The following is a 13,664-nucleotide window of genomic DNA, read 5'->3' as shown; positions in this document are numbered from 1 at the left end:
AAGCGAAGTCAATCATGAACAAACAAGCGATAAGCAAAACCATTAACCAAGCGAGTGAATTGGTCTATGGGTGCATGGGTTTAGGAGGCGGCTGGGATAAAAACCCGGTGACTGCTGAACATATTAAGCAAGCACATGAAATCATTGAAGTTACCTTAGCAAATGGCATTAATTATTTTGATCATGCCGATATTTATACTCATGGTAAAGCCGAGCAGGTCTTTGGTGAAGTTCTTAAAACTCAACCAAGCCTTAGAGATCAAATAATCATTCAATCTAAATGTGGTATTCGTTTCGCAAATTCTTCTATACCTGGCCGATACGATTTTTCATCGACTTGGATCAAGCAATCAGTCGATGGAATTTTATCGCGTTTACATATCGAACAATTAGACATACTGCTATTACATCGCCCAGATCCCCTAATGGAAATTGATATCGTCGCAGAAACACTTGAACAGCTTAACCAATCAGGAAAGGTAAAGTACTTTGGTGTTTCAAATATGAATCATCATCAAATCGCATATTTGCAATCAGCGTTAAGCTCACCTTTACTGATCAATCAAGTTGAACTTAGTCTCAATCAACTCGGCTGGCTAGAGCATGGGGTATTAGCAGGTAACCCGAATGGGAGTCATGGTAATTTTTGTGCTGGTACCCTTGAATATTGTCAAGGTAATAATGTTCAAATTCAATCTTGGGGAAGCTTAGCGCAAGGGCTTTTCTCCGGTAAAGATGTCTCCAATCAAGCAAGTCATATTCAAGCAACGGCAAGCTTAGTTGAAAATTTAGCGGAAAAATATCATACCAATAGTGATGCCATTGTTCTTGCTTGGATCATGCGACACCCTGCCAATATTCAGCCCATTATCGGTACGACGAATATAGAGCGTATTAAACGCTGTGTCGATGCAGTTAAGGTTAAGTTAACTCGCGAAGATTGGTACGCACTTTATGTTTCAGCTCGTGGTCATGCGCTCCCATAAAAAGGGGTAAAGATCTACCAAGGAAGGGCTGTTCATTATCACAAGCCCGTTTTTGACTTCTATTGTCACCGATAAAGCAGGCTTAACTTTTGATTGTTTTTTGGTTAATTCCTACTGAATCAACAAAGTAGCGCCGCTACTTAACATTTTATAACGATATCACCTGTCCTTAGCTTATACAGGTGTGATGATTGTTTATACCCGCTCACAGTAATCTTCAATTTGGTTTCACAAATAAACAAAAATGGAGATTACATGAGACGCTATTTAAAACTAAACTCTTCTACTCTTCTTCTTTAGAGTGAATGAAGGAAAACAATCGCGATTGCTGTTGGACAGACGAATTTAGTATACCAAGGCCAAATTTTCCAAAAAATCCCCTGCTCGACATCACTATTGCCCTGTTGTAACTCTTTAAGTATTTCATTTCTGCGCCAGATCCAGCCAACAAAAATACAACACAGCATGGCAATAATGGGTTGTCCATATTGCGTCGCTAACATTGCAACAAAATCAAGCAATACACCAAGGTTACTAATAATTACCGCACTGATGATAAAAATAGCAATACCTATAAAGGTAGTTGCTTTTTCACGTCTAACATTGTGACGTTCAACCACATAAGATACAGGGCCTTCTAACATCGATATTGAACTGGTTAACGCTGCAATTGACATCAGAACAAAAAATGCAAAACTGACAAACAAACCGACACTGCCCATGGTGTCAAACAACGCAGGAAGGACAGTGAAAACCAAACCCGAGCCAGAAATTAAACTACCGTCTTCGGCAAATATTGCTACGCCTTGCGCTTGCGCAACATACATTGCGGGAATAATTAATAAACCGGCTAAAAAGGCAATAGATACGTCAATTAAGGTAACTTGAGCACCAATTGTCACTAAATTTTCTTTCTTGGAAATATATGAACCATAAATCACCATGACACTGGTTCCCAAAGAAAGAGAAAAGAATGCTTGTCCTAACGCACTGATAATTAAATTAGGCTCGAGAACGCGGGATATATCAGGGTTTAAATAAGCCGTTAACCCCTCAGAAGCCCCATCTAAAGTAAAAACATAAATAATTAACAAGACTAATAATGTAATTAACATCGGCATTAAGCGCTTTGACCATTTCTCAATCCCCTGTTCAACACCACGGCGAATAATATAAATGGTCAAAAACATAAATAATGCGGTAAATAGTATATTTCGCTCCATCGATTGGCTGATAACCCAACCAGCACTATCTTGAAGGCCTGCAACGTTAAATAGCGGTTCAACTGCGTAAGACATCATCCAACCGGCGATAATTCCATAAAAACTTAAAATTAGTGACGCACAAACGACACCAGAAAAACCAACTAAGAAGGCAAAACGTTTATGAAATAATGTACGAGACATTTTCTGTAAAGACGTAACCGCATTAGCTTGGCCATACCGGCCAATCAATAATTCGGCCATAAAGGCTGGGTATGCGAGAGAAAAGGCTAAAAATAAATAGACCAAGACAAAGGCTGCACCGCCATTGCTGGCGGTCTGTGTAGGAAACCCCCAAATATTCCCTAACCCGACGGCAGATCCTGCCGCTGCCATAATAAAACCTAATCGAGAGCTAAACTCCCCTCTTGAAGCTGCCATTGAAAACCATCTTTATTATTATTAATGGCACTAATTTACTTAATGTTGCATCAAAAAAACAGTTCTTTTGTGATTCTGTCAGCGTAATAAACGAAAAACAGGCATCATTTTGTAACGAATCACTTACCAAATTTGTAAATTTCAACGTTTTTCAAGATAATTATTTTCGAGCAACTAAGTGTACCGTACTTATTGCCCTCTCAAGAAAGGCACCCTCGCAGTAACCAAAATAATACAACCATAAGCGCTTAAATTTTTCGTCAAAACCATGAGGCTTAATTTCTGGCCACGCATCGAGGAATGCATCTCGCCAGTGAGCCAAGGTGCGGGCATAATCAATACCAATATCGTGTAAAGATTCGATAACCATGTGGGTGTTTTCTTTAATGTGCTCACTCATAAAATGAATTGAAGGTAAAAAGCCGCCTGGGAAAATATAGCGCTGAATAAAATCAACATTACGAGAATAGTGTTCAAAGCGCTGATCAGCGATGGTAATGGCTTGGATCAACAGCTTACCACCAGGTTTTAGACGTTCATTGCATTGCTCAAAGAAACTTTTCATGTATTGCTTACCGACAGCCTCAATCATTTCAACAGAAACCACTTTGTCGTAAAGGCCTGTGAGTAATCGGTAGTCCTTTTTAAGCAGGGTAATTTTGTTTTCGAGCCCCTGTTTTTTTATTTGCGCTTGAGCATAGTCAAATTGCTCTTCAGAAATCGTTGTCGTCGTTACCTTACAGCCATAGTTCTTGGCTGCATATATGGCTAAACCTCCCCAGCCAGAGCCTATTTCCAAGAGATGATCGCTTGGCTTTAATTCAAGGCGTTGACATATCATTTCAAGCTTATGTGACTGAGCTTCAGCTAAGGACGCCTCTTGATGCGGATATATCGCAGCAGAGTACATCATTTGAGGATCTAAAAACCGAGTGTATAGCTCGTTGCCAAGGTCGTAATGCGCCATAATGTTCTTCTTAGAACCAGTAACAGAGTTTCGATTGCGCGCATGCAACAAAAATTCTTTCACACGGTTCAACCAAGAACTTTTCTTCTCTAGCTGGTCAAGCGACTTTTGCTCTCTGGCCATTAAACGTATCACTTGAGTTAAATCAGGTGTCGTCCACTGCTGTTCAATGAAAGCTTCAGCAGCGCCAATAGAACCTCGTTGCACCATCGCAATATAAACATCTGCATGATGGATGATTATTTTAGCATCTAACCTTTGCTCATGGTTTGAAGGAGCGTTATCACCAAATACATAACTTTTACCATTTTCAAAAACTTCTAAACGCCCCGATGACAACTTTGAAAAAGTTGAAAAAACAACATCTCGACAACGCTTCGCGAACCAAGATGTTTTAAGCGAATTACTTAATACTTGAGTTGATTCCATGAATTACTCCTATCTTCAAACTTTCCAAAATTAGTGCTGTTTTGGGTACTGATAAGGCACAAAGGGGACTTTCTTTACCCACAGCTTTAATGCCTGCCAGTATATTCCTAACACGATGTTCAATGTCATTATTGGTAGCTTTTTCCAAACATTAAACAATGCCTTAGATGCAAACGACTTCTTCTTTAACGCCAGGGTTGCATCAAACACTTTACCTTTTTTTTCCACTTGATTTTCGATATGAACCAACAAGCGATCAGTGTCCACTTTAGGCGCCTTGATTTGCCAATGATATTTCATGTTTAAATCCATAAATGGAGAAACATGAAAGGCTTTTTCTGTGGGTTCAATACTATCTTCGTCATTAACGTCAACCAGGTAATAGTGACGTTGATTCCACGGGGTGTTACTGACTTCAGCGAGCATATAGTGACAGTGATCATTTTCATCGTAACAAAAATAGAAATTGGCTGGACTAAAGTACAAGCCAAAACATCTCACTTGGACTAACATCACGACCCTGCCGCTTAACGCCTTTCCCCCTAAAGCAACAATCTTTTCGGTAATACGGGCTTTCAAACTACTCGGATCACCCTTGATATAGTCGTTAGCGACAAAGCGCAAAGGTTTGTACCATTGACAACCAAAAAGCCAGTTTTCCAATACGCCTTGCTCGACCTCGTTAATATCTAAGGCCAACATATATAAGGGGTAACTAAAATCGAGCTCAGCGGGGGCAAAGCGTCGATGACGCACTTGTCCTTCATATACCGCACTGTTGAGGTCAATCATGTCGTCTTTCCATCTTCATTACGACTTTACGCCTCTAATGAGCAATCGAAACGATTAGCAATATCAACGGCACTTTTTACACCATCTTCGTGGAATCCGTTATACCAATAGGCGCCAGCGAAGTGCGTATGGTTTTTACCACATATAAGTGATCGTTGCTGTTGCGCTGCTAACGATGTCACTGAAAAGACTGGATGATGATAAGTAAATGATTTTATTATTTTCTCTTCTGCTATTGCATGTCGCTGATTTAACGTAACGCAAAATGTGGTATCACTTTTTATTCCTTGCAAAATATTCATATTGTAAGTGACGCTGGCTGGCACACTTCTATCTTGATTTAATTGATAATTCCAACTGGCCCATGCTAGTTTTCTCTTCGGCAATAAACGCTCATCGGTGTGCAAAACAACATCATTAGCACGATATGGCATTGCCGATAATATTTGACGTTCTTGCTCGGTTGGATCCGCGAGTAAAGCAAGTGCTTGGTCAGAATGACAAGCCAGTACCAGCTCATCAAAAACTTCCATGCTATTATCATCAAAATAAAGTTCGATTTTATCATTAACTCTTTTAATTTCAGTTATATGACTATTGAGGTGTATGCGCTCTTCAAACGGTTTAACCAGAGGCGGAATATAATTCTTTGAACCTCCTGGAATAACATACCATTGAGGTCTATCGGTGACATTCAGCAAGCCATGATGATAAAAGAACTGAACAAAAAACTTAAATTCAAACGCTTCCATTTGCGCGATAGAACTTGACCAAATTGCAGCGCCCATCGGTAAGATGTAATGCTCAGCAAAAAACTGACTAAATTTTTGTTCTGTTAAAAACTGTCCCAACGTCATTGCATCGCGATAACGATTGTGATGATAAATATCCTTACACAGGCGATTAAAACGCAATATTTCCCTGACTAAGCCGATAAACTTTGGGCTAAAAACATTTCTTCTTTGAGCAAACAAGGTATTAAGGTTATGGCCATTATATTCTAATCCAGATTGGCAATTACGAACGGAAAAACTCATTTCAGTTGCTTGCTTATCGACGCCGAGTTGCGACAGTAACGCTAAAAAGTTTGGGTACGTTCTATCATTAAATACGATAAAGCCAGTATCTATGGCATACGCTTGTCCACCATACTCAATATCGACGGTTGCCGTGTGGCCACCAATATAATTATTTTTTTCATAAACTGTTACTTGATGTTTCTTTGAAAGCAAGTAAGCATTAACCAAGCCCGATATTCCTGAGCCAATGACAGCAATCTTCTTCATTTATTATCCTTTTGCAATATTGGCTGAACCCAGCTTGACGGGAGCCATGACAAAAACGTTAGTAACCACGCCAACCGTTTGGGAAAGACAATTGACGATTTTCCATGATCTAGTCCAGAAATAATTCGATTAGCAGCTTCTTCGGGAGTCATAATAAAAGGCATTTCAAAATCATTTTTATCGGTTAATGGCGTTTTAACGAAACCAGGCTGCACGAGAGTGACATTTATTGATGTGTTGGCCAGATCTACCGCTAAAGATTCAGCAAGATAATTAATAGCGGCTTTAGAACTACCATAGGCTTGATTGCGCGTAAAAGGTAAAACCGTGGCTAGCGAACTAATAAAAACAACCCGCCCTCCTTGAGACAGTTTCGGCAAAAATTCGTGTAGCAAATCACCTAAACTAAGAAGGTTTACCTTAATGACCTGTTTGAATTTCTCTGACTCAAAATTAATAACATCATCAATATATTGGCAATCGCCAGCATTTAGCACTAACAAATCAATAGTAGGAACGTCGCTAGCCGCTTGTTTAATCTGTTCTGGCTCGGTGACATCAAAGATTACAGGATGAATGTGTTCATTATCTTTGGCCATTTGTGCTAACTTGCTCTGATTGCGCCCACAAGCGTAAACATTTTCACCTCGCTCAGCGTAAGCTTTCGCCAACGCTTGCCCTATACCTGACGAGGCTCCGGTAATGACAATCTGCTTCATGCCACGGCTCTCTTCTTAACCAATTTAACTAATGAACCTAATAACGGAATATGCTCATAAAGCATGGCGCCTGCATCAAGGTAATCGCGATGATAATATACTTGCTCTCCATTCCCTTTAAGGTGAGAGTGGCCTGAAACCTCTACTGGTTGTCCCCGGTTAAGCTTAGGATGTTGATATGTCATCCGCCAATAAACGGCAGCTTGGTCATCACTAACAAAGACTGAGTCGATACTAAATTGACATGAAACCAGATGGGTATATAAGCCCTTGAAATAATCAAGTAACACCGCTTTACCAACCAGTCGGTGTAAAGGATCAATAAAGACAATCTCATCATGATACACTCGTTCTAAGCTGGTAAAGTCTTTGACCCCCAACTGTTGATAAGCTTCAACAAATCTTTTCAGCCAAACGGGCTGACCTTGCGGATCATTGTGGCTCGCTTGGACTTGATGTTCATCGTGCGGTTGATTAATTACCGTCTCCATAACTTTTCAACAACCTTTTAGTAATAGTAGAAATAATGAGCGAAATTTGCGAGTTTTACCGTTGATATTATTCGAAAAACATTAAACTTTATAAAAACTTAACGCTTGCTCCCTCGCAACTTTATGCTCTACTATCGCCGGCCAATAAACATTAAGCTGATGCCTTTTAATATAGTTGTGAGGAAAGTGAATTTCTTTTACTGGTATATCACGTAACTCTGGTAAAAACTTACGAATGAAGTTACCTTGAGGATCAAACTTCTCACTTTGCGTTATCGGATTAAAAATACGAAAGTAAGGTTGTGCATCACAACCTGTGCTTGCTGCCCATTGCCAGCCACCATTATTAGCTGCTAAGTCAAGATCGATTAAATGCTCAGAGAAAAAACGCTCTCCTATTCGCCAGTCGACTAACAAATGCTTTGTTAAAAAACTCGCCACAATCATTCTTAACCGATTATGCATCCACCCTGTTGTCGTCAGTTGACGCATCGCCGCATCAACAATCGGGTAGCCAGTCTTTCCTTGCTGCCAAGCTTCGATTAACTGTTTGTCATTAGGCCATTGCCATTGAACGTACTTTTCAATAAAAGGTTGATGACGGCAAAGCTTTTCATGATGAAAAAGTAAATGACGATAAAACTCCCGCCAAATCAGTTCATTTAACCAGGTCATTGCCCCCTTGTTAGCCTCATTGTCTGGTTCAACAAGCAAGCTGGGGTTTTTAAGTAACAAACGTCTAAAGACATCTCGTACACTAATGGCACCTATTGCAAGGTAGGGGGAAAGGGATGAGGTACCATCAATACCTGGGATGTCTCGATCGAGATGATAACGATGAATTGTACCATCAAGAAAAGCCGGCAATTGCTCTTGACAATACACATCTGCTAAAGGCCAGTTAGCCGAAGAAACTCGCGGAAACCCCGTTTTAATCGCTTGCTTTTCTTCTAGGTTGATATCTTTTTGCTGACTATCAAAAGGTGCCAAGGCGTGATCATCAATACATTGATAGCCATGCTTAATAACATAGGATAACCACGCCTTTTTAAATGGCGTAAAAACCTTGTACATTTGGCCATCTTTATTGAGTATTTCGCCCTTGCTAACAATCACATCGGATTCAAATAACTTCAGTGACAAACCACCTTCAATTAACTGTTGATCTCGTTTGCGTTCATTTAATTCAAGTTCTGCGTTCGCGACCACATCTTTAAAGCCATAATGATGACAAAACGATAACAGATAATCCTGAAGCTGTTGAAAATCTTCAACTTCCTTTACCACAAGGTTAATGCCAAAGCGCTGCAACTCTATGGCAAGGTGTTGAACATGTCGTAAGGTAAAATCAACCTTAATCGGCGAGATATCATGCTGTTGCCATTGTTTAGGTGTTGTAAAGTAGATAGCCGTCGTTGCTTGATGCTGTAATGCATACAACAACGCAGGATTATCTTCGATACGTAAGTCGTTTCGAAACCAAAGTAACATTTAACGTCCTTGTACTAGTAACCATATCTAAGTTTTAATTCTGGTGGATACGGGTTTAAATAAAACTGCTCTGCCAGGTATTTCTTTGGAAACTTCATCAGGTGGTGTTTCAGTAATGTTAACGGCACAACAAGGGGAACCAAGCCCTTACGGTATTCTTCAATTTGTGTGACCAGCTCTTGCTTTTCTTCCGGTGTTAACTCTTTAGAGAAATACCCTTGAATGTGTTGTAACGTATTTGCGTGTTTTTTGCGGGTTGCTTTTATTTTCATGGCAGCCATTAGCCCAGCAATATAACGTTGCGCTACTGTCTCTAAATCTAATTCATTCCCAGCTAGTAAACGCCCCAGATCTTTATAAGCAACCAAGTCGTGGCTCATCACCGTATATTTATAACGGCTGTGAAATGCATATAATTTATGCTTAGTTAACCCTGATTTTACTAAGTCTTGCCAATCTCGGTATGCAAACACTCGAGCAACAAAGTTTTCACGAATAATCGCATCATTAAGTCGGCCATTTTCTTCACAGGGTAATAGCGGATTCGCTGCCATAATTTCTTTAGCGAATGCACCTATTCCATCGGATTTCGACCCTTTGCCATCTTCTTGATACACTTTAACTCTTTCCATTCCGCAGCTTGGGCTCTTGGCACAAAATATATAACCGCTTAATTTCGAAGCGATTTTAGCTACTCTTTGACCATATTCTGATAAAGCCTCAGTCACATCGCCACTGCCATCAGGTTGTGATACACGGATCACATCTCCCTTACGTATTTGTCTAATCGTTGGTCTTGGAACCGGCAAACCGATAGCGACCTCTGGGCAAAACGCTCGATATTGAACGTGTTTCCCTAGTTCTTTAACACAAAAATTGGAGGTTTTAGCACTGGCATCATAGCGCACTTGTTGTCCTACTAAACACGCACTGATACCTATGTTGATAGGTGATGTCATGAGTTGTACTCCCAGCAAAGGCGTTGCTTAAAAGCAAACGAATAATAGTTAAGTACGGGGAACTTCCCTGTTCAGATCAATCTTTTTAAAATTTTAGCCTATGATAAAGATGTTGATGGACTTTATTTTCAAGTTAAGTTGTGCGTTATTTAATAGATAAAGGTTCCAATCGGATTTAATAACCTATTAATACCTTGGGTAAAATGTTGTGCATCGTTCGCAACGGTGAAGCACAAACACCCTCTTTCGCTTACTGGATGATGGGTATGTGAACCATCGAGCATGATAAAGTCACCAGGAACATACTCTCCCAGCTCATCTTTAAAGCTACCACTTAACAACACGGTTAACTCAAAACCTTTATGCGTGTGCTCAGGAACGCTTCCCCCTGGATGAATCTTCAAAAGGCTCGAGCGAATTTCGCCCTCTTCCAAATTAACACGAGCTCGGGTTAGCTTGCCAATACTGTTCCAACTACCAATGGGCATATGATTTAAAGCACGCGGCAGTTGATATTGATTACCTTTAATATTTAACGTTACAGAAACGTCGTCATTAGCTAACGCAATATCGTCATTTGACGTGATACTCTCGATCATGCTGTCAAAGTCTACATCAATACTAGCGTCATCAACCTGAAAGGTATGTAAAAAAGCCTCTTCAAAAGATGCATTCGCGTTATATTCAGTCATCGCCGCGATTTTTCGCTGACATTCTGGACACATATCTGCATGAATCGCAATTGCCGCCGACAATGATGCAGGTAATTCGCCACTGACGTAGACCTCAAGTAGTTCACTTTTAGGATGATGTTTAATCATGATCAGCTCCTATCTCTTGCTTTAACTTCGCTAAAGCTAATCTCAAACGTGATTTCACCGTTCCAAGCGGTATATTTAAATTCGTCGCCAATTGCTCTTGAGACAACTCTAAAAAGTAAAAACCACGAACGACTTCTTGTTGTTGTTCTGGTAATTTGTTTAATGCTTTACTCATTTGTTCACTTGCTAAATGGTCACCAAACAATTCGTCTTGCGTTAATTCTGCTTCAAAAACCGGCCAAATATCATCACTTAAGTTATCTTCTTTCTTACTCTTAATTTTTCTGAGTAAATCAAAAGTCACATTTCTCATGACCGTATAAACCCATGTTGTCGCTGCTCCTTTGTCGGCGTTAAACAAATGGGCTTTTCTCCACACGTTACTCATCGTTTCTTGAACGACCTCTGAAGCTAACGCTTCATTATTCAATTTACTTTGCGATATCCGCTGTATCTTTGGGGCAAAGAACTTAAACAAATGGGTGAAAGCGACTTTACTTCGTTCAGAGGCGACTTCACAAAGCCACGCACTGAGTTGCTGGTGTTGTTCATTATCTAACATATATTTAGGACTAACATTCCTTGGGTTATTGCCGTATCTTGAGTTTTCTATTTCAAGCATAGTAGTTCCTAAATTAAACACTTAATCTTAAATACGCAAAAATTTTCACTAAGATCACAAAAAATAAAAAAAGCTCTCAAATAAATTTGAGAGCTTTTTTAAGATTAAATACGCTACTCAAGGGTTTCAGTAATCACAGTATCGATTACATGAATAACGCCGTTAGTGGTGTAGATATCCTTAGTGATGACATTACTGCCTTGAATTTGTAATGACACCTGTGGTTGCATGACTTTATGCCACACGCCGTTTAAGCCATCACCATTCATATCACCCGCTGCTTCATCACCAATGTAAAAATACAATGGACGTCCCATGAAAGCGGCTTGCATTGTGTCGTCATCTCGTGTGATAACTGACAAACCTGGTAAAGCAGAAACTTGCCCGTCTGTCACAAGCACAGGAGGCCAGTTAGTTGCACACGTGTCATTACAGACACTGCCTGCTGTTCCTAAATCATTGTCAAATACATAGAGCGTTTTACCTGCCATTGATGAACCTTGTCCGCCTACTAATATCTGATGTGAAGCATCATAAGCAACTTCATCCATACTCGAATTTGCATAGTCGGTAAAATTGACAAGGCGTACAGTCACATCGTTATTAGCAACGGTATTAACTGAGCCACCATTGGCTGCATAGGCATCTATTGAGCTAATCTCTTGTTCAGCAACAACGTGTTGTAATAATACCGCAGTCAATGCGTCGGTATCCGCTAAAAGCGCATTTAAAGTCGAAGACTCTATTTTATTGAATGCGTCGTTCGTTGGGGCAAAAACGGTAAATGTAGCATCTTCATTGGCCAAAGTATCAACCAAGTTAGCTGCAGTCAGAGCATCAACTAGCGTCGAAAATTTAGCGTCAGCTAAGGCAACATCAACGATACTTTGCGTAGGTTCATCTTTCATTGTTGGTGGCAAGATAACTTGGTCGACAACATGAATAACACCGTTGTCCGCCATAACATCGGCAGCAGACACTTTTGATTGATTCACATACAGCATCGAGTCAGCAAAAGATAAAGCAACTTGTTGCTCATTACCCATGGTCACCTTACTGTCACTTCCTTGAGCCACTGTTACGGCAGCATCTTGCAACACTTCTGCACCAACAATCACATGGTATAGTAAAATATTACGTAACGCGTCAGTATCAGTGAGAAGAGCGTCAATGGTTTCCTGACCTAACAGAGCAAATGCATCATCCGTTGGAGCAAATACGGTAAAATCTGTATCTGGATCAGCTAACACAGTGTCTAAACCAGTTGCTTGTAAGGCAGCAACTAAGGTAGTGAAATTACCATTTGCAACAGCGACATCGACAATCGACTGCGCTGTTGTTGGAATTTCAACGTCGGCAACAATTACCGTGTCTATAACATGAATAACACCGTTAGTAGTGTAAATATCTTTAGTGACAATGTTGGCGCCACCAAACGTTAGCATGTCGGTGTCAGCATTGATAGCTAGTGGGATCATCGCACCTGAAGCGGTCTCAAGATCATTACCGCTTAAGCTGTAAGCAGCAATAGAATTAGCTTCTGTCGCCACGACATGTTGAAGTAAGATACTCGATAAAACGTCTGGATTTTCCAACAATGTCGCGATTGTTTCTTCACCAATCGCGGCAAACGCTGCATCGGTAGGAGCGAAAACGGTAAACGAAGCGCTTTCGTCTGCTAACGTTGCGTCAAGTCCCGTCGCTTGGAGCGCAGCAACTAATGTATTAAAAGTTCCTGCAGCCACAGCAGTTTCGACAATGTTTGCAGTCGGTGTTCCTTTGTCTTGTGGTGGAATTAACACAGCATCAATCACATGAATGATGCCATTATCCGTTGTAATATCAACGGTGGTAATGGTTGCAGTATTAATTAATAAGTTATCACCAGAAAGTGATAAGCCGACGAAGTCACCGTTGACCATCTCTACAGTTGTACCAGCACTTGCAATCGCCGCGCTCGAATCAACCTCACCAGCGATCACGTGATAAGATAGAATATCGCTAAGTGTATCTGTGTCAGCCAATAAAGCGTCAATCGTCTCTTGTCCCAACAGCGCGAATGCTGCGTCAGTGGGGGCAAAAACAGTAAATGAACCATTTTCATCATCAAGTGTTTCATCAAGGCCTGTCGCTTGCAATGCAGCAACTAAGGTTGTGAAATTACCATCGGCAACGGCAACATCAACAATGGTATTCGGATCGGGTTGAGGGGTCGTAATTGGGTCATCATCATCGTTACACGCTTGTAGCCAAACCAAGCTAAACAATATTATCAAAGTCGTTTTTAACGTTTTCACTTGCCTAGTCCTCTTAAGTTAAGTTCATCCGAAAATACGCACTTCAATTCAAGCGGATCACAAATTTTTGTTGAAAAGTAAATAAATGTTTAATCGCGAGATGAACTAAAACTCGTCATTGTTCGTAGTCATATTGGACTAGAATTAACGAGGGCGTTTTG

At 40.4% G+C, this 13,664-nt stretch carries 12 protein-coding genes; 1 reads left to right on the top strand and 11 read right to left on the bottom strand.

Annotated elements, in window-relative coordinates; translation table 11 throughout:
- The first annotated feature begins 14 nt into the window (after positions 1–14).
- Positions 15–986: an aldo/keto reductase gene (locus ACSLUH_RS14540; protein ID WP_448568260.1), complete on the top strand. Its 972-nt coding sequence runs from the start codon at positions 15–17 to the stop codon at positions 984–986.
- 296 nt (positions 987–1,282) lie between these two features.
- Here ACSLUH_RS14540 and ACSLUH_RS14535 read toward each other — a convergent pair whose 3' ends face one another.
- From ACSLUH_RS14535 to ACSLUH_RS14485, 11 genes are all read right to left on the bottom strand, one after another.
- Positions 1,283–2,629, bottom strand: coding sequence for a sodium-dependent transporter (locus ACSLUH_RS14535; RefSeq protein ID WP_448568258.1), 1,347 nt, complete (start codon positions 2,627–2,629; stop codon positions 1,283–1,285).
- Positions 2,630–2,789: 160 nt separating this feature from the next.
- Positions 2,790–4,025: a class I SAM-dependent methyltransferase gene (locus ACSLUH_RS14530; RefSeq protein WP_448568256.1), complete on the bottom strand. Its 1,236-nt coding sequence runs from the start codon at positions 4,023–4,025 to the stop codon at positions 2,790–2,792.
- 30 nt (positions 4,026–4,055) lie between these two features.
- Positions 4,056–4,817 carry a DUF1365 domain-containing protein gene (locus ACSLUH_RS14525; RefSeq protein ID WP_448568254.1) on the bottom strand — a complete coding sequence of 254 codons (762 nt, stop codon included), beginning with the start codon at positions 4,815–4,817 and terminating at the stop codon, positions 4,056–4,058.
- Positions 4,818–4,843: 26 nt separating this feature from the next.
- Complete coding sequence (locus ACSLUH_RS14520) at positions 4,844–6,103, bottom strand: NAD(P)/FAD-dependent oxidoreductase (RefSeq protein ID WP_448568252.1); 1,260 nt, start codon at positions 6,101–6,103, stop codon at positions 4,844–4,846.
- A complete protein-coding gene (locus tag ACSLUH_RS14515) occupies positions 6,100–6,822 on the bottom strand; it encodes an SDR family NAD(P)-dependent oxidoreductase (RefSeq protein WP_448568250.1) in 723 nt (240 codons plus the stop codon). Before ACSLUH_RS14515 ends, ACSLUH_RS14520 begins: the two co-directional genes overlap by 4 nt.
- On the bottom strand, positions 6,819–7,313 hold the full coding sequence (locus tag ACSLUH_RS14510; RefSeq protein WP_448568248.1) for a nuclear transport factor 2 family protein: 495 nt from the start codon (positions 7,311–7,313) through the stop codon (positions 6,819–6,821). The genes ACSLUH_RS14515 and ACSLUH_RS14510 overlap by 4 nt, the downstream gene beginning before the upstream one ends.
- Positions 7,314–7,394: 81 nt before the next feature.
- Positions 7,395–8,804: a deoxyribodipyrimidine photo-lyase gene (gene phrB / locus ACSLUH_RS14505; RefSeq protein ID WP_448568246.1), complete on the bottom strand. Its 1,410-nt coding sequence runs from the start codon at positions 8,802–8,804 to the stop codon at positions 7,395–7,397.
- Between the two features lie 14 nt (positions 8,805–8,818).
- Positions 8,819–9,763: a YbgA family protein gene (locus ACSLUH_RS14500; protein ID WP_448568244.1), complete on the bottom strand. Its 945-nt coding sequence runs from the start codon at positions 9,761–9,763 to the stop codon at positions 8,819–8,821.
- A 149-nt stretch (positions 9,764–9,912) separates the two neighbouring features.
- Positions 9,913–10,584, bottom strand: a complete 672-nt coding sequence (locus tag ACSLUH_RS14495; protein WP_448568242.1) for a ChrR family anti-sigma-E factor — start codon at positions 10,582–10,584, stop codon at positions 9,913–9,915.
- Entirely contained in the window at positions 10,577–11,206 is a 630-nt protein-coding gene (locus ACSLUH_RS14490) for a sigma-70 family RNA polymerase sigma factor (RefSeq protein ID WP_448568240.1), read from the bottom strand. The genes ACSLUH_RS14495 and ACSLUH_RS14490 overlap by 8 nt, the downstream gene beginning before the upstream one ends.
- Before the next feature lie 113 nt (positions 11,207–11,319).
- A complete protein-coding gene (locus tag ACSLUH_RS14485) occupies positions 11,320–13,503 on the bottom strand; it encodes a fasciclin domain-containing protein (RefSeq protein ID WP_448568238.1) in 2,184 nt (727 codons plus the stop codon).
- Positions 13,504–13,664: the final 161 nt, after the last annotated feature.

Source organism: Thalassotalea ganghwensis, assembly GCF_053485795.1.
The sequence above is the reverse complement of the archived record's forward strand: the minus strand, read 5'-3'. Positions and strand labels throughout refer to the sequence as shown.

What these genes read in the sequence shown, in the direction of transcription:
- ACSLUH_RS14490 (WP_448568240.1), bottom strand. Translation starts at nt 11,206, where the DNA reads ATGCTTGAAATAGAAAACTCAAGATACGGCAATAACCCAAGGAATGTT.
- ACSLUH_RS14540 (WP_448568260.1), top strand. Translation starts at nt 15, where the DNA reads ATGAACAAACAAGCGATAAGCAAAACCATTAACCAAGCGAGTGAATTG.
- ACSLUH_RS14510 (WP_448568248.1), bottom strand. Translation starts at nt 7,313, where the DNA reads ATGGAGACGGTAATTAATCAACCGCACGATGAACATCAAGTCCAAGCG.
- ACSLUH_RS14495 (WP_448568242.1), bottom strand. Translation starts at nt 10,584, where the DNA reads ATGATTAAACATCATCCTAAAAGTGAACTACTTGAGGTCTACGTCAGT.
- ACSLUH_RS14520 (WP_448568252.1), bottom strand. Translation starts at nt 6,103, where the DNA reads ATGAAGAAGATTGCTGTCATTGGCTCAGGAATATCGGGCTTGGTTAAT.
- phrB (WP_448568246.1), bottom strand. Translation starts at nt 8,804, where the DNA reads ATGTTACTTTGGTTTCGAAACGACTTACGTATCGAAGATAATCCTGCG.
- ACSLUH_RS14530 (WP_448568256.1), bottom strand. Translation starts at nt 4,025, where the DNA reads ATGGAATCAACTCAAGTATTAAGTAATTCGCTTAAAACATCTTGGTTC.
- ACSLUH_RS14525 (WP_448568254.1), bottom strand. Translation starts at nt 4,817, where the DNA reads ATGATTGACCTCAACAGTGCGGTATATGAAGGACAAGTGCGTCATCGA.
- ACSLUH_RS14500 (WP_448568244.1), bottom strand. Translation starts at nt 9,763, where the DNA reads ATGACATCACCTATCAACATAGGTATCAGTGCGTGTTTAGTAGGACAA.
- ACSLUH_RS14535 (WP_448568258.1), bottom strand. Translation starts at nt 2,629, where the DNA reads ATGGCAGCTTCAAGAGGGGAGTTTAGCTCTCGATTAGGTTTTATTATG.
- ACSLUH_RS14515 (WP_448568250.1), bottom strand. Translation starts at nt 6,822, where the DNA reads ATGAAGCAGATTGTCATTACCGGAGCCTCGTCAGGTATAGGGCAAGCG.